The organism is Nicoliella sp. ESL1120, from assembly GCF_058508515.1.
Genome location: NZ_CP196383.1, coordinates 1,357,200 through 1,378,466, shown reverse-complemented (window position 1 = coordinate 1,378,466; position 21,267 = coordinate 1,357,200). Strand labels below are relative to the sequence as shown.

The following is a 21,267-nucleotide window of genomic DNA, read 5'->3' as shown; positions in this document are numbered from 1 at the left end:
AAATCCTAGTTCCGCTTAATTGCTGGAACTAGGATTTTTGCTAAAAGTTATCTTTTCGATAATTTTGATTTTTAGTGATTTGATCACTAATGGGTTGCCATATTTTCACTTGATACTGATTGTTATTACGGATCATGATCCGTTGGGCTCTTTTAGCGTAGCCAGCCATTGAGTACTTTTCACCATATCTTTTGTGGGTGAGGTACATTTTAGTGGCGATTTTCTTTTGTGGGATGCAATGTGCTAATTTTTGTTTATTTTGGTTGATATGCTCACTAGTTAGTTGCTTATGAAAATCAGATTTTGAGCGGATTACCCGTTCATTTTGATCCCAGACCATCCGATAGTTAATATTCCAATAAAAACTTTTATGGTTATCAAATTTATACTTATCAACCTGCAATCTACGGATATGACGCAACATTTTCTTACTTTTATAATGGAATTTATAAACTGATTTAGGCCTCATTGTAACCACTTTACCGTTAAATAAAAAGCCAAGGTAGTCAAACCATGCTTGATGGAATTCGTTATTGAATAATCGCTTAGTCCCATCAACGGCATCATAATTAAAGACCTTCGTCTTGTTCGTTTCGATCGTTAACTTTGTTTCAGTAGTACAAATAGACTTAACCAAATTGATAAAATCATGAATATCAACTTCTTTTTGGTCTGCTAACTTAGGGATAACAATTACGAAATCATCTGAGTATCTGCGATACATACCTTTGTTTTTGGCAACTAATTGATTTATTTGCTTATCAAATTCAATCATGTATACATTTGCGAGGACGGCACTGATTGCGGTTCCTTGAGGGATGCCCACTGAATTGGGGCCATTGACTTTTAATTGCCCCGAATGAATCAAATTACCAAGTTCACGGTGGCTTCTTGTGTAATATGGAGCTTGATTACGATTTAACCCAAGTTTCTTAAGTGCGGGGCTGATTTCAGATTCATTTACGTATCGATATGCAGTGATCGATTTAAAAACTCGTTTCCAGTCAGATGGTAAAGCATTGACTTTTAGCACCTTACAAAGGGCCGTGGCTAATTTTTTATGTCTAATATTGTTAAAGAAGCTTTTAAAATCACCCTTAATGATCCAACAATCTTTTAATGTGATGACTTCATCAAAAACTTCCTTGGCAGCAGTGATATTAGATCCCTTAAGGAGTTTACGATATGCAGTCGGAACTTTGAATAGCCCTAAATTATTAATGTAATCTTCGTACTTTGTACTTAGTTCATTAGCGTAGTATGAATAAACTAGCTCATCGTGGTGAGCAACCAATGAAATAGGGCGTTTCTTAGATTTTACGTACCCCTTGAATTGATGTTTGGCCCGATGATAAATCTTGCTTTCCTTATATTTTAAAATCAAGGGGTGGAATCGATAACTAGCAATTTTGTCTTTGTTGGTTACAACGGAATCGAAGAACCGTTTAGCGTTTTTAGGACTTAAATTACGATCAAAGTGTTTATAGCGCTTGTTGATGACGTTACTAAGTACTTTTTCTTCATCCATATCATTTCACTCCTAGCAAATAAAAAAAGACCCACAAAATGCGGGTCCACCGGAAATCATCAGTTAACATACGACGGATAGAATCGTAATAAGCAGTTAACTGTGTCTAACGCTCTGTCACAAATATAATCAACGATTTAATTATAATTCCAGCAAGGAGAGCTCCGATAATCAATTAAGCTACCCGGGAAGGAAAGATTCCCTCCGTTCTAAATTAGTTTTCATTATAGATAGACATCGACATAACGAACTTACGAATTGTCTGAGTTTAACGCTTCATACTTGGTAGTAAACTAGCATTGCTGGAAAATGCCATTGCGTTAAGTATGTTTAATATACAGCTAATTGAAATCGAAATCAAGCATCCTAATTTGTTGCAATATTTTAATTAATTTTCGATTGATTGAACGTATTTTTCAAGTTGAGAATATAACTTGTTGAGCTTGTTTTGTAATTTATTGATTTTAGTTTTACTTGCCTTTTGCTTTTTTAAGCGTTGGATTTGTTTGAATAGTTTTTTGGATTCATTATCATATTTGATTAACTTGGGATCGGTTTTTTCCTTATTGAAAAGCGTGAAGAACTCTTGGAATGAATGGGCAATCGTATCCTTATCCTCATTAGTGGAGTAGTTACGATACCAAATAAAATTATTAGAATCAATGTTAAATCCGATGTTCTTGCTTGGATCAGATTCATTGCGAGCGGGGGCCGAATTGAGTGCTTTGTTGACCTGGGCTTGAGACGAAAACTTTACGGTTTGCCCTGATTTGGGATCATTGTATCCATAATCGGGGGTATATTTAAATGAAACGACACCATGAGCTCCTTGCAATGGTAGTCCTGCATGTTCGGCATGCACGGTAATTTCGTTGGGCACAAGATTAAAGCTATTTACTGCCACGAATCCACCAAATGTTAATGTAATTAAAGCTGATAAGGACAAAATTTTCTTTTTCATTTAACCATCTCCAATAACGATTTTTATATCATAATTATACCATAATAATAATATTAATTTAAATAGATAGATTATTTGGATGTGATTATAAATTAACTAAAATTGCATAATATTTATTTTATAGTATTATTAAAGATATACGAATAAATATCTGAGATAAGCAATTGATTGACATTTATAAAAAAACGGATATAATTGTAGTCAAGAATGAGTGGTAGATACTCTACGGAGCCTATTACGCTAAAAGTCCTTTCATCTTCTTGATGAAGGGGCTTTTTTGTTTAAGGGGTGGGTAAGATTGGCAAATCACAAATATTTTCTAGCGATTGATGAACAAATTGAGTTGCTTAAAAGTCGTGGGCTAGTGATTAATGATGAGGAACGGGCCTTTAAATATTTATTGACTAATAATTACTATGACATTATTAATGGCTATAGCAAGTATTTTCAGAAGGATCCGAGCTCACATGATGATCTTTATTTATCGAATGCTACTTTCGATGAAGTGTGTAATCTTTACTTTTTTGATAAGAAAATCAAACAAACTTTATTTAACAGTATTATTAACGTTGAACATCATTTAAGATCAATTTTTTCATATCGATTCTCTGAAGCACACCAGAAAATTAGGTACCCCTATTTGAACATTAATTTTTATGATCACGCCCAAACTTTGGAAATGGGGTATACACTTTCCAGACTAACTCGTGTGATCAGTAATAACGCCAGGTATAAAAATAATGCAATCTATCATTATGTTCATGCATATGACGATGTCCCTACATGGGTGTTAGTTGAATTTTTGGATTTTGGAACGTTATATAATCTGATCAAGGGTTTGAATAAAAATATGCAAAATAAGATTGCGCTGGATTTAAGTGATTTTATTCTTACGAACAATCATGATTTTAATGATCAATTTACACCCAAATGTATGCTCTCCTTTATCAAAAATATTCATGAAATTAGAAATGTTTGTGCACACAATAACCGTTTGATTGGGTTTACCTGTCGTTCCGATTCTGTTTATTTTCCCTTCTTACATAATCAATACGGAATTACAAAGGATATGCAAAGAAGAAAGACTTTTTCGACCTTTATTAGTATGCAGTGTTTCTTAAGTAGGGTGGAATATGCAACGCTGAATAATACGATTAGGAAGCGCTTTAGAACCCTATCTAATAAGCTGGATTCAATTGATATTAATTGTATTTTAGATTCGTTAGGATTTCCACCAAATTGGCAAGAACAAGATACACTTCCCCAATAAAAAAACTGATCTCGATTGAAGATCGAAATCAGTTACTATTATTTTTTTAATGATGATTAAATCCCAATTCCTGCTTGATTTTTAATCGAATCTAAATATAATTCTATTTTAGTCGCTTTGATGATTTTTTCAAAATCATCAAGGCCATTCTCTTCTTGATTGTTGTTAACAGCATTTAAATTTTTTCTATCATTCATAATGACACACCCCTATTATTTTTTGACCAAGTTCATTTTATCATAAAGAAATAGTAGATTGTTAAATAAGCCCCATTAGAGACAGATAACTTTTTGTGTCTCTAGGAACCTGATTTAAGCTTGTTTTTATCGATTTTATGGGGTCCATTGACACTTTATTTGTTTAGGGGTAGAATTATGTTCCTGTCTTTTCAGAAATATCAATTCAGTAACCAGATAGTCGATCGAATATCTGGTTTTTTATATCCAGTTAGCTAATTCTGGTGAACTCGTGAGCGTTCGATTCGCTCATTAGCCCTTGCACCACAAATTAATAATTGAAGGGAAGTAAAGGTATGGAAAAATTATGCGCAGCTCAGTTGCAAAGAAACATCTTTATTATGGACGGTAGTTTCGACGATAAGTTTAGTTTTCTCAAGGCCCTTACTTTAATATCTAAGAATGCTGAGGAACACCCCAGTGCAATGGTTTTATATTCTGAAATTTCCGATGATTATACGGTACCTGATAATTATTTGGATAATAACAAAATCTGGAATCGCATTTTGAACCAGATCGATGTTATACCAGGATTTAGAACTAGTCGGGTGGTTTCAGTTGCTGCGACTTCGGTTTTTAGGTACTACCAAAATGTTAGCATGTATAAGACGTTGAATGGCACTTTAAAATCAATGTCAGAATGTCCTGACTATGGTTATGATCAACGAATTGATGATTATGATCAATTTGAAACTAATCCAGAGATTAAGAAATTAGATAATGCGATGAAGTCCGTCGAAGGGATACTAAATAGTCAAAATTCTGACATCATTTATGATAAGCAACAAGTTATTAATCTGGACTTCGATGATCATCCAGACCCATTAACCTATCAAGAACTAATTAAGCGGTTAAACAAATCCTTCAGTTAATTTTAATTTGTAGTGGCATATACTTTTATATAAAGTGAAAAAGATTGCTAATTTAGCAATCTTTTTTTGTGGAATGATAAATTTAAAGCTTTTTAGATTGGTAAGTTATTGTAGAAATAAAAAATAGCCTTCGATAAATACAATTTAGTTATCGAAGACTATTTTAAAATTGATAATATTAAATGCTATTTTGCGTTCAAAGTTTTTGGAACTGACTTAGATAGGTAAAAAGTACCAAATCCCTTTGCTTTAATACCTGATCCTTGCTTCTTAAAAGTAAAGACCTCTTCCTTGGAGTTATTATAGTTTGCTTCAATGTAGTAGGTCCCATTGGTTACTTTATATTTTGGATCAGCACCTGTTACAGATTGGGAAGTCTTATACTTTTTGTTTGCCCCATAGTAAAGGTTTCCAATAGTAAAATTATCCTTACTAATGGTAAATGAAGTACGGTAGTACTTACCGTACTTAGCTTCGCTTTTATCAACAGCGTTATGTTTAGATGCAACCCAAGTTCCTTTAAATTCGCTTGGAGTTCCACTTTTCCATGAATCAGCATTTACTGTAGCTGAAGTTACGCTTCCAAAAGTTACGAAAACTAATGATGTTAATAATAACTTTTTTAAATTCATTAAAATCACTCCTATGTAAATTTTGTAAATCTATTTCCAAAATTAATTATAACAATTTATAGTTTATAATACTATAAATTTAACCTAGTTTTGATATTTGAATAGTTGTATTAATTATTTTTTGTTGATAAATAAAAGTACAACTACCAATCACTTATTAGTATTAGTTAACTATTACTAGCATTTTCTATTTGTGTATTGTGTAATAAATTCCTTCACAATATAATTAATATTAATATATTAATATTTAAGGAGAACGCTATGGCTACTTTTGATGAGTTAATTGATCAGATTGATAATAGTAACATTGATAATCAACGTGATAGAGGAACCGCCTTTGAGCATATGGTCGTTTCATATTTAAAAAACGAACCAACTTACAAACAAAAATTTAAACATGTTTGGCTTCTTAATGAAGTTCCTGAAGAATATGGCATCCCTAAAAAGGACACAGGTGTAGATATTGTTGCATGCGATATTAATGATAATTTAACTGCCGTTCAAGCTAAGTTTTATAAGGGTAAAGTCGGTAAAGATACCATTAATTCATTTGTAGCAGAAGCTGGTAAGGAATACTATGCTGATGGAATCATTGTATCTACTACTGATGACTGGAATGCAAATGCTTTAAATGCATTAAGGGGTAATTCTAAGCCAATTACCATTATTGGATTATCACAATTACGCCGTGCTAAGTTTGAATGGCAAAAGTTTTCATTTACAAGTGATAACGACCTTTCATCACACAATGAGAAGCACCTTAGAAGTTATCAAAAAGAAGCAATTGAAAAAGCGGTTCAATACTTTGATCATAGTGATTATGAACATCACGATCGTGGTAAATTGATTATGGCCCCAGGGACTGGTAAAACCTTTACTAGTTTAAAAATTACTGAAGCATTGATGAAAGATCAAGCTAAACATACTTTTAATGTGTTGTACTTAGTACCAAGTATCCAATTACTTTCTCAAACTTTATTTAATTGGAATGATGATGTTGATGATCAAATCCATATGACATCCCTATCAGTTGTATCCGATCGAAAGGCCACTAAAAAGACAATCGATGGGAACGACGAATTAAATTCCACCGATATTGGATTTCCTGCCACGACTGATGTTGATGAATTAATGAGTGACTATCAAAAATTAAAGCTAAATGATGATAATAATCGATTAACGATTAATGTTGTATTTTCAACTTATCAATCGATTGATGTTATTCAGCAAGCTCAAGAAGCTGGGTATCCTGAATTTGATCTAATCGTTGCTGATGAAGCCCATCGAACAACTGGCGCTAAGCGTCTTGGTGAAGACAGCATGTTTACTAAGGTTCATTCTGATAAGTATGTTAAAGGGAAACTTCGCCTTTATCAAACCGCAACTCCTAAAATCTATGATGAAAATGCCAAAAAGAAAGCTGTCGAAAATAGTATTGCCGTGTCGTCAATGGACGATGAGGAAAAATATGGAAAAGAGTTCTTTAGACTAGGCTTTGGAGCCGCAGTTTCTGGAGGTTGGTTAACTGATTACAAGGTGTCAGTACTAGCTGTTAGTGAATCATACATTAATAAGAATATGCAGAAGATGATGTCTGATGATAATGGTTTGAAAGTTGACGATATTGGTAAAATCATTGGGGTGTGGAACGCCATGGTGAAGCGAAACGGAATTACTGGTGAAATAACTGGTGCTCCAATGAAGCGCGTAATCGGCTTTACTGATACCATCAAGCACTCCCAAGCACTTTCAAATGAATTTAACCATGTTGTTAACGACTACTTAGGTGCAAAGTCACGTGAAAGTTTTAATGTTGATGTTCATCACGTTGATGGCGGTTTGAACGCCTTACGTAAGAATGAAGAAATCGACTGGTTAGCTAGTGATAATTTGAAAGAAAATCATGCTAAAATGCTTTCCAACGTTAGGTTCCTTACTGAAGGGATTGATGTACCTAACTTGGACGGAATTGTATTCTTTAATCCTAAAAAATCACAAGTTGATATTGTTCAAGCAGTTGGAAGAATCATGCGGTTAGCTCCAAACAAGGAATATGGATATATCATTATTCCCGTCGTCATTCCTGAGGGAGTTGATCCAAGTGAGGCTTTGGATAATAACGAAAGATACCGTGCGGTTTGGCAGGTTTTAAATGCATTGCGATCCACTGATGAACGTTTTGAAGCAGAAGTTAATAAACTTGATTTAAATAAGAAAAAGTCTGGAAGGCTTGATCCTAATTTTGTTGGAGATAGCCCTAAAGATCCTATATCAGATAAAACTTGGCAAGACGATAATAAAAATAAACCTCAACAAATTGAACTACCTTTAGATTGGCAAGAAATGCAGAATGCTTTCTACGGTAAAGTGGTTCAAAAGGTTGGAAACCGTCAATACCTTGAAGATTGGTCCAAAGATGTGGCTAATATTGCTAAACGGCATATTCAAAGAATTAAAGATTTGGTGGATAGTAATTCAAAAGCAAAAGAAGCTTTTGATAAGTTCGTAAGGGGATTACGTTATAACATCAATGATTCCATTAATGATTAACAAGCAATTGAAATGTTAGCGCAGCATCTAATTACTGAACCGATTTTCAACGCTTTATTTGGTGAATACAGCTTTGTTAAAAATAATGTCGTTTCTAAGGCAATGAATGAAGTTCTTGAAACTTTTAAATCATTTGGTTTTAACAAAGAACAAGAAGATTTAAAACCATTCTATGATTCTATTACATTAAGAGCGAGTGGAATTGATAATGCTGAAGGTAAGCAAAGACTTATTTTAACGCTTTACGATAAGTTCTTTAGTAAGGGATTTAAAGAAACTACTGAACAATTGGGAATTGTCTTTACTCCAGTTGAAGTTGTTGATTTTATCGTTAATTCAGTTGATGTTGCATTACAAAAATACTTTGGGAAGCGATTAGTTGATAAGAATGTCAACATTCTTGATCCATTTACTGGAACAGGAACTTTCATGACCCGTACATTAACTCACTTCAAGAAGCAATTGGATAATAAAGAGATTACTTATGATGATATATTACGTAAGTACATGCATGAAATGTACGCAAATGAAATTGTGTTATTGAGTTACTACATTGCAGCTATTAATATTGAAGCAACTTTTGAAGATATTAATCCTGATAAGGATTACAAACAATTCGATGGAATTGTGCTTACTGATACATTTGCTAGCACTGAAAATAAGGATACTTCAGATGATGAATTATTTGGTGAAAATAATGAACGGCTAAGACGTGAACAGGAGCAACCAATTACTGCAATTATAAGTAATCCACCTTATTCAGTAGGTCAAAAAAGTGCTAATGATGATAATGAAAATGTACATTATCCATATTTAGACAATCAAATAAAAAAAACATATGTTAAAAATAGTTCTTCTACAGTTGTAAAAAGTAACTATGATAGCTATATAAAGGCTTTTAGGTGGGCTTCTGATAGAATTGGTGATAATGGAGTTATTGGTTTTATAACTAATGGTAGTTTCTTAAGTAGTGGTAGTTTAGATGGATTCAGATATTCAATTTTTAATGATTTTAATCATCTTTATGTATTTAACCTACGTGGTAATCAAAGAACTATTGGAGAGCAATCACGTAAAGAGGGTGGAAAGATTTTTGGTTCCGGAAGTCGTGCTCCCATTGCAATAAGTATTTTGATAAGGGATGATTCTAAAAAACATGAAATATATTATCATGATATAGGAGATTACTTATCTAAGAGTGAAAAACTTAAAATAATTAATGATGAAGTTAATATTTTACATGTTAATTGGGAAGTCATTAATCCTGATAATTATAATGATTGGTTAGATCAAAGGGACGTTAACTATACGAAATATCTTCCATTGTTTGGTAAGAATGATCATGTGTTTAATGTTAAAACTTCAGGTATAACAACCAGTAGAGATTCATGGCTTATTAACTTTAATAAAGAATATACAGAACATACTGGTAATAAACTAATAGGAAATTATAATTGTGAATTAAAAAATGCAATTAACTATGAGAATGTTACTAAAGACGATAGTAAAATAAAATGGAGTGCAACTTTAAAAAATAGATTTTTGTCTAAACAATACATTTCTGATAATCATAAGGTTATTCCGATAATGTATAGACCATTCACAAAACGTAACTTGTACTATAATAATAATATTATAGACAGGCCACGAGCTTTCGAAAAAATTTGGGGTAAAAATAATATTAGTTTTTTAATAAGTGGAAAGGGTTCTCATAAATCTTTCGATGTTTTTGTAACTAATTGCATATCCGACTATCATGTTGTTATATCAGGAACGCAGGTATTTCCTTTTTATGTTAATGGAGAGGATAAAAATTATAATTTATCCGACGAATTTATTAAGCAACTTAATATGACAAAGGAAAATTCTTTAGCTTATATATATGGATTATTAAATTCTAGTAGTTATCAAGATAAATATTCTAGTGATATTATTAAAGATGTTCCAAGAATTCCGATTGCTAAAAATAAGGAAAGTTACGTTGAAATCGGCAAGAAGTTAATTGATTTACACCTAAATTATGAAGAAGTTAGTCCCTATGATGATTTAATTATTAAAGCAAATGATAATTCAGACTATAAGGTCAAAAAGATGAAATTTGCTAAGCATCGGGCCCCTGAAACAAATAAATTATTCAATGATAAGTCCACTATTATCTTCAACAATGACATTACTATTTCTAACATCCCTGAAAAAGCATATGATTATGTTGTTAATGGTCGTTCTGCGATTGAATGGATTATGGATCAATATCAAGTTAAAACGGACAAGAAAACCCAAATCACTGATGATCCAAATGAATATAGCGATGATCCTAAGTATATATTAAACTTGCTATTAAGCATTATTAATGTATCAGTTCAAACTGTTGATTTAATCAATCAATTACCCAAGTTTGAAGTTGATGAAGAAGCTAATAACTAAGTATACAAAAAAGTTACAAAAGGATTCTATTTTAGATGCTTTAAAAATGTTGATATTGAGTAAATTTAATTAAATTTAATAACGAACTAAATTACGTTCTGAATATAATAAATAAGACACCTAGAAATAAATTAGGTGTCTTTTTATTATCATACTATTTATAGTAATGGAAATTGTCCGTTTACAGCGTGTGAGTGACAAAATGAAAAAACCACCCAAGATTAATTGAGTAGCCTTACATCCTAAACCCCAACGGTTTATTTTATAGATTTTTGATTAAACAGTGAATGCCAAAATGAATGCCATTGACTACGGGTTTGACTACAAATGACCGTCAAATTAACCACTATTTTAACTTAATTAAATGCACTTGATAGACTTAAAAACAAGCAAAAAGCCCGTTATACCAGCGTTTATAGCACTTCAGCATAACAGGCCTTTAATGACAAATGGAGTCGGCGGGAGTCGAACCCGCGTCCGAGCATATTGCCACCCGAATATCTACGTTCATAGGGATACTATTTGCGCGTTCACTAGTCAAAACGCCGCATTCCAAGGCAGACATGGCTAGCTAACCTGATTAGTCTCTTCTAATTACTTCAGGTGTGAGCAATTAGCGTAAGTCCACTTAATTTAGGACCCGGCACTAACCCATGGACGAGGCTAGACGGATCACGCTGAGCATACTGTTTAGGCAGCTACGGCGTAGTTGTTTGTATTATTGTTTGCAGTTATAATAGAAAACTGAGCGTTTTTAACGTGGTCGATGCCACGGAGCGCAATTCAGGCTCAACCTATACCCGTCGAATCCATAACGACCCCGATATAGTACTCATAATATCTTAGCATAATTTATAACAATGTCAAAATGATAAGCTTTTATTATCAAATTATAAAATGTCCCACTTAAATCTGAAATTACGATATAATAAAAATACTAGGCGTCAAAATTTTAATGGGGTGAAGTAATTGAAATCGACTACGATTGCCAGCGAGAAGACGCATGCTTTTTATATTAAATTAAAGCGTTCGCCAATGGCAGACTGGTTCGTTCCCGAATTAGAACATCAAGTTAAGGTTAATAAAGTAAAGCTACCTAAGCATTCTTTGAAGAACGAGTTTAAGGTAACCAGGTTTGGCTATTTCAATAAGCATGCTTGGTACTTTTTTAGTAATGATTCTGTCTCAGGATGGCTACCGCTAAAGAGTGTTCGCGAGAATTATCGGCGGTTAGCGGTTACTGCGGTTGAACAAAAATCTGATACGATTCAAGATAGTTACTTAGCGGCTGTTTTAATGTTGTTTCAATACTCAGGTAGTGATTTTAGCGTCGATGAATTGGATAGTTTATTTAGTAATTCTCAAATGGATTATCCAATGCCATCAGACCTTTTTACGATTATTGTTGAACGCACAGGGTCCTTTAAAAATTTATCTAATAAAAAATTACGGCGGTTGCGGAATCATCTTCGTCGGGAACGGCCCATTATATTATGGGTGTCAGGAAGTAAAAATGCTGACAATTCGGCAATTTTGTTGACGGGCTTTAATAAAAAGTTATTTTTCTATATTGATCCGCGAACGGGTGGGGTGCACACCATGACGAAAAAAGCACTAGTTAAACGTTGGAAAGCGGCTGGCTATCTGGCGATTAGTTACTAAAATAATGTTTATGAAACAATTAGAAGCTTCTTCGATTAATTAAGATCGGGGAAGCTTTTAATTTTTAAACGAGGGGCCTACTTATGGAGTCGATAAATATTCCAAACCATTATCAACGGAATGACCATTAGAATACTCATTAAAATGGTTTGGTGTTGATATGCATTTAAAATGGGACGGTAGCTAGCAGTGACCGAAATCACGACTGATAGAATAACGGAGCTACCAATTTGATGAAAAACATTGAGGGTTCCTGAAGCTGCTCCAGCAATGTTGGGGCTAGTGTTAGCAACTCCAGCCGTGGTTAGTGGACTAAAGGATAGTCCTTGACCAATTCCAATAACAATCATTGGAAAACCAACGCTAATCCAATAGCCGTATTTTAAATTAATTAATGCGGTTAATAAAACCCCAGTAAACGTGACGAACATCCCTAAAAATAAAATCGTAGAATTCTTAAATCGACTTGCCATTTTAGATTGCACTGATCCAAAAATAAACTGAGCGATTGTTTCTGGCATGTAGCAAAATGCAGCAATTAATGGTGTATATCCATAGTAAAACTGCATTACTCGTGGAATGATGAAGAAATAACAAATCATTACACCAATGTAGAAAAATCTGGATATATATGCGGAAACTCTTTCTGGATCTTGAAATAGTTTGAGCGGCATGATGGGGTGGTTGGTTTTGAATTCCCTGATTATAAAAATAACGATGAGCAATACGCCAATAATTCCAGAAGGTAGTTGGTAATTACTACCATCAATACTATATACGATTGCTAAAAAGCCTAAAAATGATAATACTGAGCCTAAGTAATCTAATTTTCCCCTTGAATTGGGGGCTTTGCTAGGAACAAATAAAACGGTAATGATGAAGAGGATGATGCCGATTGGCACGTTAATAAAAAAGCCCAGACGCCAAGAGGTGAATGTGGCAATAATTCCACCAATTACTAGGCCTACACTGGTTCCCAATCCTGCTGTAATTCCATAATAGGCAATTGCTTTGGCCTGTTTATCGCCGTTGTAGTTATCAAGGATCAACGCAAGTGACGTGGGAGCTAATATTGCGGCACCAATTCCCTGAAATGCTCTCATGGTGATTAATATTCCACTAGTTGTTGATATTCCCACTAAAAATGAACTAGTGCTAAATATGGTGAGACCTGTTAAAAAAATGCGTTTTCTACCATAAATATCGCCGAGGCGCCCGCCTAAAAGAAGCAGGCTACCAAACATCAACGAGTAGATGTTAGTTATCCAAGTTACAGATTGTGAATTCATGTGAAGCTCTCTAGATATATTGACGGTGCTAGTAAAGACAACGGAAATATCTAGTATGATTATAAAGTAGCTAATCAAAACAATTGGTAAGATAATGCCAAAACTTCTAATTGTTTTCAAAATTATTCAACCCCTAATTAATTATTAGGATTATGATAAAACTTATAGTTAGCTGTAAGTCAAATGTTCTGGAGAATTCAGCCCTATTCCTTGAGCGAAAACAAAACAACTAATAATGGTAGGATTGCGGCTAAAATTGAAAAAACATTCGCAAAGTTATTAATCACGCCCATTAATAGCGCTCCCAGAATAAAACTGAACATGATTATTAACGTATCGAATAAAATGCCGCGGGCCTTTGGATCTTTATTCTTTAAAGTTTCGTATAGGTTATTCATTGTTTTGCTAACGTTGCCCGTCATCATTAGTGGATTAAAGCTATTGCCCTTTAATATTTTAAACTCTTGTAATTGAGCTGAGGCTGCGATGGCTAGTAGGCCAACGATAAGCATGTCGGGGAGCAGCTTCGCCAAGCTGCCTGAAATTAATAAGAGCATCATTTCATAAATGATGATCACTCGCTTGCGGGTACTTTCCTGTTCAATTTGGTGTTGAATTAATTTAACGATCAATATGCCTAGGGCAAAGAACAGAATTGAGATAATATATTGCAAGGATTTACCAAATTGAAGTTGGCTTAAACTAATTCCCAATAAAATATTATTCCCAGTTTGTAATCCTGCAAACACACCGCCGTGGTCTAAAAACGTATAGCTATCGATACTACCGCTAACCATTGCTAAGAGCATGCCAATTAGTAGCCCTTCATAACTTTTATAATTTTTCATATTTTGCCCTCCGTTTGGAACTAATGTTAGATTAAATCGCTTAACAATTTATTTTCCCTGAATAAAAAAAGACCGCCCAAATAGATTATAATTTGGACGATCTTCCCCGCGGTGCAAACCCGAATGAAATAAAAAATTCATTCACTAGACGTTAACGGGTCTATCGGAAACCGCTTTTATTCTTAAAAGAAATTGTTATTAAATTCAAGGTAATATTAGCACCAACTTTTTTAGTTGTCAAAGAAAATCAAGATTTGATTAAATGCAAGGGGGAACTGTTGTTATCCTTAGCAACCCTAGTTATTCCATCGATTGCAAATGGCATCGCTATTTAGTAAGTTGAACGTTATTCAAATAACATCGTGTTGTAGTAATTACCATGAATATACTTGGTAGCCATCGCCATTTGCGTTGCGTTACTATTTAAGATGTTTTTGCGGTGGCCCCATTTTTCACCAACAGCATCATTGTACATATATTCATTAATTAGATTAATCGTGGTGGTTGCTGGACTATCAGTTGAGCTTAATATTTGAATATTTTCTCCAAGGATGTAATCTGACCAGCCTAGTTTTTCGCGTAGCGAGTCAACTTTCCAAGTACCGTCTGAATTATAGTGGGTAATTTCACCATTTTTGACGTATTCGTTGTGTAACTCGTTGTTACGCTTCTTAGCTAATGTATAAAGGTGGCTATTCCAAGTTAGGGGATCTTTGCCATTTTGATATCTCAAATAATTAACATAGTTTAAAGCCACGTTTTGATTACTATCAGTATTGAACGTTCTCTGGATGCTTCCGCTGGGCTTTTGCAACATTAAATCAGCAGCTAAGACCCAGTATAATAACTTGGCCTTTTTAAATTTGACCAGATAGTATTTAATGCCCCAGTCACTCATTTGTCCATCAACGATGGTTCCCTTGGTCATATCTTTAACTTTTTGGACACCATAATCAGTTGATGTCTCACCAGTGGGGAATTGGGTAAATTGCAAATTAGTACTGGCAAATTGATAAATCACCTTGGTCCCGTTAGGATAGTTAGAATTACTTAGGTATGGATTGGGATCAAATACTTTATAACGATCTGTAACGTTAGCATTAAAATCATTTAATACGAGGTTAATAGTGTCCGATGATTGGCCTGCTAACGGATTATTATCAGCATGAACGCTGGCTTCAGTCATACCAAAAGTGAACATAGTAATGACTACGGTTATAATCGCGATTGATTTTGTCTTAAAGTTAATAATAAGTTCATTCCCATCTGATTTTTTTGAATTATGTAACCATGAACATTATAGCATTAATTGAACGATTTAATTAAAAAGGGTTGAAATAAAAAAACTGAGCTCACATTATATTGATCTCAGTCTTTCAAACACTATTTAATATTCAATTTTAGTTTGGAACTAGTATTTACCAATCTTAATCGTAACGGTACTTAGCCGACTCGGGTTTTCCTTAGTGGTAATGCCATTTAAGTTATTTGTCTTTGCGATTCTAGTTAACCCATTAATTGCAAACGTTGCTTTATCCCCGACTTTAAATCCATCAAAAGTCTTGGTCCCACTAGTGACGGAAGCATAGGTCAAGTTAGTTTTGGAATCTTTAATGACAAACGTAGCGCTGCCCTGGAATTTCTTACCGACCTTCACAATTTCACCCTTAATTGAGTATTTTTTGTGGAAGTAAATGGTGTTGTTCGGTTTTAATGCCTTTAATTTTTTAACTGAGATACTTTTGTTAATTGGTTTATATTGAGTGGTATCAATGTGTGAATATTTTACCCTTGTTGACCCTGACTGATCGGAAGCTTTCCCACAAGCAGCTAATAGTAAAGTCAGTGAGGCGACTCCTATCAATAGTCCTTTTTTCATTATTAAAATCTCCCTTAACTAAAACGATAATTCATTAATTTTCAGAATATTGGTTTTAGATTTGAATGTCAATTCTAATCATGGTGATTTAATAAAAACATAGTGAAATGAAATCAAAAAAGCCACTTCTGATCAGAAGTGGCTTTGCATATCACCCGCACGGGAATCGAACCCGTAACTCCGCCTTGAGAGGGCGACGTCTTAAACCAGTTTGACCAGCGGGCAAAAACTAGAACACCAATTAGTATAGATTAATCCCTAAAACTTGTCAATTAAGTATTGTTAGCTAGATTTTGGTTTGACAGATTTTTTAAAAACCGTTATTATAGTTAGGTAACAATTATTGGGTATTCGCCAAACGGTAAGGCAGAGGACTCTGAATCCTTAATTTACTGGTTCGATTCCAGTATACCCAATCGGTTATTAAGTCGCTGTATTTATAGGATGCAGCGGCTTATTTTGCTTTTTAATAGTTGCTTTTGAAGGATTGACAATTGCTCTATTATATTTTGTGTCAATTTACTTTCCTTTTGAAAGTAAACCATCTATAATTATTATTTTGATGTCTCTTATAATCCTATGTTTATATATTATTAGAAAGTAGTGATGAAATGATAAAGCTTGCAAAGCGCTTTTTAAACAAGTGGGCAGCCCTCGGGGCTGTTTTATTTATGGTTGTTCAAGTAATAACCTTCTTATATTTACCTACTTTGACCGCTGGGATAATTAATCAAGGAATCGCAAAACATGATATAAATTACATTATTGGTCAAGGGACCATAATGTTTTTCCTTTCGATCTTATCCGTAGCTGCGGCAGCCGGTAATATTTATTTTGCAGCTACTCAATCGCAATTGATGGGTAAAAAAATTCGTTCTGCAATTTATCGGAAGGTAATTTATTTTTCTGAACAAGACCTGGGTCGTTTTGGTGATTCTTCATTAATTACGCGGGCCACTAATGACGTGGTTCAAATTCAAAACGTAATGGTCAATATGCTTAGAATGATGATCATGTCACCGCTTATGTTGATCACGGCCATTATTTTGGCATTTACAATGAGCCCTAAGTTAACGATCATTTTTCTAATCTCGTTGATTATTTTGGTAATTGTTATCTACTTAATTATGCATCAAGCAATTCCATTATTTAAGAGTATTCAAGATAAGACTGATGATTTGAACCTTGCCTTTCGCGAGGGCTTGACTGGAGTGCGGGTAATTCGGGCATTTAACCGCGATGATTATGAACAAGAGCGTTTTGATCACTATAATCATAATTATATGAATACGGGGTTAAAGGTTTATCGTTTAACCGCAATGTTGTTTCCGCTTCTTACCGTAATATTGAATTTTACGAACATTGGAATTATTTGGTTCGGTAGTCAATTGATTGCTGGTCAATCCTTTGCAGTTGGAAACCTAGTAGCGTTCATGAGCTATTCGACACAAATTTTAATCAGTTTTACCATGCTATCATTTATCTTTGTCTTTTTACCAAGGGCATCTGCTTCAGCAGCTCGGATTAATGAAGTATTAGAGCAGGAAAATACAATCACTGATCCTGCTCAGCCCATTCAACCAAATGAAAGCAATCAGGCAACTTTAGAATTTGATGATGTGAGTTATCGTTATGAACATGCTGAAGAGTGTGCATTATCTGGAGTTTCATTTAAGGTCCATTCTGGACAGACGTTAGCGATCATTGGGGGGACTGGTTCTGGTAAATCCACCTTAGTCAATTTAATTCCGCGCCTGATCGAACCTGAAAAGGGGACCATTAAGATTGATGGATTGGCCATTAATAAAATGACGCAACATGAATTACACAAGTTAGTTTCAATTACGCAACAAAAGGCGGTTTTATTTAAGGGGACCGTTAGAAGTAACATGCAGTTCGGTAATGAACATGCTACCGATGATGAAATTTGGCATGCGTTAGATGTTGCTCAAGCATCTGATTTCATCAAGGCTGAAGATGGGCTTGATACCAAGGTAGAACAAAATGGTGAGAATTTCTCTGGTGGGCAAAAGCAACGTTTAGCGATTGCTAGAACCATTATCAAAAAAGCGCAGATTTATGTGTTCGATGATTCTTTCTCCGCCTTAGATTTTAAGACCGATGCTAATTTAAGAGCAGGGTTGAAGACGGATTCACAAATTCAGAATGCAATTTCAGTCATTGTTGCCCAACGGGTTTCAACGATTGCGAATGCCGATGAAATCATTGTCCTAGATGACGGTAAGGTCGTTGGCCAAGGTACCCATAAGCAATTGTTAGCTAATAATGATACTTATCAATCAATTGTAAGTTCTCAGATTAAGTCAGGAGGTGAATCGAATGCCAAGAAATAATTTTAAGAAACCTCGTAAGGCCCAGAACTTTTGGCAGTCGACCTTCAGATTAATTAAATATCTTAAGCCATGGCGAATTAGTCTAATTGGTGTTTTTATAATGACGATTTTGTTCGTTCTTTTGGATATCATTACTCCTAAATTATTAGGTGAAGCTACTACCATCATCTTTAATGGGGTTGCAAAGGGGATTAAGACCAGTAATGGCTTGTTGGCCATCAATTTTGGCGCAATCGTTAAAATCTTAATTTTAACGGGGATTTTATTCCTAGTTTCTGGAATTTTAAACGTTGGGGTCCAACGCATCATGGCCTCAATTTCACAAAAAGTAGTTTACAAGCTAAGAAAAGACCTCAAAGCAAAGATGAAAAGATTACCAGTATCCTACTATGATCAACACTCGCATGGTGATATCATGTCGCGGGCTGTGAATGATATGGATAATATCTCAACGATGCTGCAATCGAACTTAAGTCAATTGATCAACAGCATCGTGATGATCATTGGGGTAGTTGTGATGATGCTAACGATTAGTTGGCAGTTGACGCTGGGTGCGTTGATCACGGTGCCATTAAGTTTACTTTCCGTGGGCTTCTTAGCGCCACGTTCACAACGCTACTTTAGTGCTCAACAAAAACACTTGGGGTTAGTGAACGGCCAGGTAGAAGAAAACTTTGCTGGTCACAACGTTGTTAAAACGTTTAATCGTGAAGACGAGGCGATTCAAAACTTTGAAGAACAAAATGAGGCCTACTATAAATCTGCTTGGAAGGCGCAATTCATCTCTAGTTTTATGTTTCCAATGATGAACTTCATCAAGAACTTAGACTACGTTTTTGTTGCGATTATCGGTGCAGTTCAGGTGATCTCTGGTTCCGTTACGATTGGGAACGTTCAGGCGTTTTTACAATATACCGATATGTTTTCCCAACCGATTACATCATTAGCCAATATTACCAATACGATTCAATCGACCATTGCTTCTGCTGAACGGATTTTTGAGGTGCTAGATGAATCTGAAATGAAACCCTCAGATACAAAAAACCAGAATAAAGTTGATAATGGGGATAAGATTCAATTCTCAGATGTTGATTTTAGTTATGATCCTAACGTTCCGTTAATTGAAGGTTTTAATTTAGATGTGCCGAAGGGTTCTAGTGTTGCGATTGTAGGACCGACCGGGGCTGGTAAAACGACCATCATTAACCTATTAGAACGTTTTTATGATGTTGATGGTGGGGCCATTAGAATGGATGGCCTGGATACCCAACGGATGCCGCGGCCGTCATTGCGTTCTCACATTGCGATGGTACTTCAAGATACGTGGTTATTTACAGGAACGATTTTTGATAATATTAAATATGGAAATGCGAATGCCACTGACGCAGATGTCTATAAAGCTTCACGCGAAGCCCATGCCGATGAATTTATTCGTAAACTGCCTGATGGCTATGATACGATTTTGAACGAAAGTGCTTCTAATATTTCACAAGGTCAACGCCAGTTAATAACGATTGCACGAGCATTCATTGCTAATCCAGAAATATTGATTCTGGATGAAGCAACTAGTTCAGTTGATACTAGAACTGAAATGTTAATTCAACATGCAATGGATAAGTTGATCAAGGGGCGGACTAGTTTTGTGGTTGCCCATCGACTTTCTACGATTCAAAATTCTGATAAGATCGTGGTCATGGCACATGGACACATTATCGAAACTGGTAATCATGACCAATTATTGGCAGCTGGCGGTTTTTACGCTGATTTATATAACGCTCAATTCTCTGGCAATGATCTTAAAGTTGAATAATTATTAAAGAAAGAATGACTTATGGTCGTTCTTTTTTATTTATGTGTGCAAAATCGTTATAATAGTAAAAAAGGGATGGTGGATTACATAATGAAATATCAATTGCCTGCAGGATCTAAAATCAAATTGATTGCACTTCGTGTGAGTGATTTGGATTCGATGATTGATTTTTATACTCAAATCGTCGGATTAACATCAGTTAAAAGAACTGAAAATATTGCCTATTTAGGAACCAATGAACACCAGGTTTCATTGACTCTTAGGAAGGTCGATAATCCAGTTAAGGAACATAATGCCGCAAATGTTGATCGATTTGCATTTAAATTTCCCTCTAGCAAGAGCTTGAAGCAATTGCTATTACACGTTAAAAACTTGGGAGTGAAGTTATCGCCAATTCAATATAACCATAACTTTGAATGGATTGAATTAACAGACCCAGAAGGAAATCACATTATTTTATACGCTGAAATTAATGGGGTGACCTTGGTTGATGATCATTCGATTCAATGGCATCATGAAGAAGAAGATACGATTCCAGTGAATCGTTTTTTGCGTGATGAAGATACCCGTCTCAAACGCATTCCAGATGATGCCGAACTATCTTGGATTGAGCTAGGGATTAGTAGTATTGAAAAGGCGCTAGCTTTTTATCAAGCATCGGTCGGAATGGATATCTTACCTACCGATCGAAAGGATACTAAGACGTTGGTCCTCCCCAATGATCATTCTCAACAAATCGTTTTAACTGAAAAAACTGATGTTGCTGACCATGATTACGAAGGTTTAGGAATCGACTACATTAGCTTTAAGATGATTCGTAGCAATGATGTTGATGGCCTCTACCACCAGATCGAGTCGATTGATGGTGGGGTTCACTATGACCAAGTTGACCATCTACTATTTATTAACGATCCAAACCAAATTAATTTAACTTTTTCTGTTTGGTAGAAGG

The 21,267-nt window shown here is 34.8% G+C and carries 14 protein-coding genes, 2 tRNA genes, 1 other RNA gene and 1 pseudogene; 8 read left to right on the top strand and 10 right to left on the bottom strand.

Translation table 11 applies throughout. From position 1 onward, the window contains the following. Positions 1-40: 40 nt before the first annotated feature. Complete coding sequence (locus ACSYTE_RS06025; protein ID WP_491716540.1) at positions 41-1,528, bottom strand: reverse transcriptase/maturase family protein; 1,488 nt, start codon at positions 1,526-1,528, stop codon at positions 41-43. 388 nt (positions 1,529-1,916) lie between these two features. Next, entirely contained in the window at positions 1,917-2,489 is a 573-nt protein-coding gene (locus ACSYTE_RS06020; protein ID WP_491716539.1) for a hypothetical protein, read from the bottom strand. Between the two features lie 298 nt (positions 2,490-2,787). Here ACSYTE_RS06020 and ACSYTE_RS06015 point away from each other — a divergent pair, with 298 nt between their 5' ends. Next, positions 2,788-3,759: an Abi family protein gene (locus ACSYTE_RS06015; protein ID WP_491716538.1), complete on the top strand. Its 972-nt coding sequence runs from the start codon at positions 2,788-2,790 to the stop codon at positions 3,757-3,759. A gap of 56 nt (positions 3,760-3,815) precedes the next feature. Here ACSYTE_RS06015 and ACSYTE_RS06010 read toward each other — a convergent pair whose 3' ends face one another. Further along, positions 3,816-3,956 (bottom strand): hypothetical protein, encoded by a 141-nt coding sequence (locus tag ACSYTE_RS06010; RefSeq protein ID WP_491716537.1) that lies wholly within the window; start codon positions 3,954-3,956, stop codon positions 3,816-3,818. Positions 3,957-4,291: 335 nt separating this feature from the next. Between ACSYTE_RS06010 and ACSYTE_RS06005 the strand changes: the two genes are divergently transcribed. Next, positions 4,292-4,867 (top strand): hypothetical protein, encoded by a 576-nt coding sequence (locus ACSYTE_RS06005; protein WP_491716536.1) that lies wholly within the window; start codon positions 4,292-4,294, stop codon positions 4,865-4,867. 185 nt (positions 4,868-5,052) lie between these two features. Here the strand turns inward: ACSYTE_RS06005 and ACSYTE_RS06000 are convergent, their stop codons facing one another. Continuing rightward, positions 5,053-5,499, bottom strand: a complete 447-nt coding sequence (locus ACSYTE_RS06000) for a hypothetical protein (RefSeq protein WP_491716535.1) — start codon at positions 5,497-5,499, stop codon at positions 5,053-5,055. Between the two features lie 261 nt (positions 5,500-5,760). Between ACSYTE_RS06000 and ACSYTE_RS05995 the strand changes: the two are divergent. After that, positions 5,761-10,473 (top strand): annotated as a pseudogene (locus ACSYTE_RS05995) (type ISP restriction/modification enzyme). A gap of 447 nt (positions 10,474-10,920) precedes the next feature. Here ACSYTE_RS05995 and ssrA read toward each other — a convergent pair. Beyond that, positions 10,921-11,295: a transfer-messenger RNA gene (gene ssrA / locus ACSYTE_RS05990) on the bottom strand. 147 nt (positions 11,296-11,442) lie between these two features. Here ssrA and ACSYTE_RS05985 point away from each other — a divergent pair. Beyond that, positions 11,443-12,135 carry a C39 family peptidase gene (locus ACSYTE_RS05985; protein WP_491716534.1) on the top strand — a complete coding sequence of 231 codons (693 nt, stop codon included), beginning with the start codon at positions 11,443-11,445 and terminating at the stop codon, positions 12,133-12,135. Positions 12,136-12,212: 77 nt separating this feature from the next. On the opposite strand, the gene ACSYTE_RS05980 is transcribed toward ACSYTE_RS05985, so the two are convergent. The 5 genes from ACSYTE_RS05980 to ACSYTE_RS05960 all read right to left on the bottom strand — a co-directional run bounded on the left by ACSYTE_RS05980 (position 12,213) and on the right by ACSYTE_RS05960 (position 16,376). Continuing rightward, positions 12,213-13,544: an MFS transporter gene (locus ACSYTE_RS05980; RefSeq protein WP_491716533.1), complete on the bottom strand. Its 1,332-nt coding sequence runs from the start codon at positions 13,542-13,544 to the stop codon at positions 12,213-12,215. Between the two features lie 83 nt (positions 13,545-13,627). Next, on the bottom strand, positions 13,628-14,272 hold the full coding sequence (locus ACSYTE_RS05975) for a YoaK family protein (RefSeq protein ID WP_491716532.1): 645 nt from the start codon (positions 14,270-14,272) through the stop codon (positions 13,628-13,630). 346 nt (positions 14,273-14,618) lie between these two features. Beyond that, complete coding sequence (locus tag ACSYTE_RS05970) at positions 14,619-15,473, bottom strand: CAP domain-containing protein (RefSeq protein WP_491716531.1); 855 nt, start codon at positions 15,471-15,473, stop codon at positions 14,619-14,621. 210 nt (positions 15,474-15,683) lie between these two features. Then, positions 15,684-16,151, bottom strand: a complete 468-nt coding sequence (locus ACSYTE_RS05965; protein ID WP_491716530.1) for a hypothetical protein — start codon at positions 16,149-16,151, stop codon at positions 15,684-15,686. Between the two features lie 151 nt (positions 16,152-16,302). Continuing rightward, positions 16,303-16,376, bottom strand: a tRNA-Glu gene (locus ACSYTE_RS05960). 119 nt (positions 16,377-16,495) lie between these two features. Here ACSYTE_RS05960 and ACSYTE_RS05955 point away from each other — a divergent pair. The 4 genes from ACSYTE_RS05955 to ACSYTE_RS05940 all read left to right on the top strand — a co-directional run bounded on the left by ACSYTE_RS05955 (position 16,496) and on the right by ACSYTE_RS05940 (position 21,263). Beyond that, a tRNA-Gln gene (locus tag ACSYTE_RS05955) sits at positions 16,496-16,567 on the top strand. Between the two features lie 195 nt (positions 16,568-16,762). Further along, positions 16,763-18,505: an ABC transporter ATP-binding protein gene (locus tag ACSYTE_RS05950; protein ID WP_491716529.1), complete on the top strand. Its 1,743-nt coding sequence runs from the start codon at positions 16,763-16,765 to the stop codon at positions 18,503-18,505. Continuing rightward, positions 18,492-20,315: an ABC transporter ATP-binding protein gene (locus ACSYTE_RS05945; RefSeq protein WP_491716528.1), complete on the top strand. Its 1,824-nt coding sequence runs from the start codon at positions 18,492-18,494 to the stop codon at positions 20,313-20,315. The genes ACSYTE_RS05950 and ACSYTE_RS05945 overlap by 14 nt, the downstream gene beginning before the upstream one ends. Before the next feature lie 90 nt (positions 20,316-20,405). Then, positions 20,406-21,263, top strand: coding sequence for a VOC family protein (locus ACSYTE_RS05940; RefSeq protein ID WP_491716527.1), 858 nt, complete (start codon positions 20,406-20,408; stop codon positions 21,261-21,263). The last annotated feature ends 4 nt before the right edge of the window (positions 21,264-21,267 follow it).

Coding starts and splice junctions, on each gene's coding strand:
- ACSYTE_RS06025 (WP_491716540.1), bottom strand. CDS start 1,528: ATGGATGAAGAAAAAGTACTTAGTAACGTCATCAACAAGCGCTATAAA.
- ACSYTE_RS06000 (WP_491716535.1), bottom strand. CDS start 5,499: ATGAATTTAAAAAAGTTATTATTAACATCATTAGTTTTCGTAACTTTT.
- ACSYTE_RS05945 (WP_491716528.1), top strand. CDS start 18,492: ATGCCAAGAAATAATTTTAAGAAACCTCGTAAGGCCCAGAACTTTTGG.
- ACSYTE_RS06020 (WP_491716539.1), bottom strand. CDS start 2,489: ATGAAAAAGAAAATTTTGTCCTTATCAGCTTTAATTACATTAACATTT.
- ACSYTE_RS05970 (WP_491716531.1), bottom strand. CDS start 15,473: ATGTTCACTTTTGGTATGACTGAAGCCAGCGTTCATGCTGATAATAAT.
- ACSYTE_RS06010 (WP_491716537.1), bottom strand. CDS start 3,956: ATGAATGATAGAAAAAATTTAAATGCTGTTAACAACAATCAAGAAGAG.
- ACSYTE_RS05950 (WP_491716529.1), top strand. CDS start 16,763: ATGATAAAGCTTGCAAAGCGCTTTTTAAACAAGTGGGCAGCCCTCGGG.
- ACSYTE_RS05975 (WP_491716532.1), bottom strand. CDS start 14,272: ATGAAAAATTATAAAAGTTATGAAGGGCTACTAATTGGCATGCTCTTA.
- ACSYTE_RS06005 (WP_491716536.1), top strand. CDS start 4,292: ATGGAAAAATTATGCGCAGCTCAGTTGCAAAGAAACATCTTTATTATG.
- ACSYTE_RS05940 (WP_491716527.1), top strand. CDS start 20,406: ATGAAATATCAATTGCCTGCAGGATCTAAAATCAAATTGATTGCACTT.
- ACSYTE_RS05965 (WP_491716530.1), bottom strand. CDS start 16,151: ATGAAAAAAGGACTATTGATAGGAGTCGCCTCACTGACTTTACTATTA.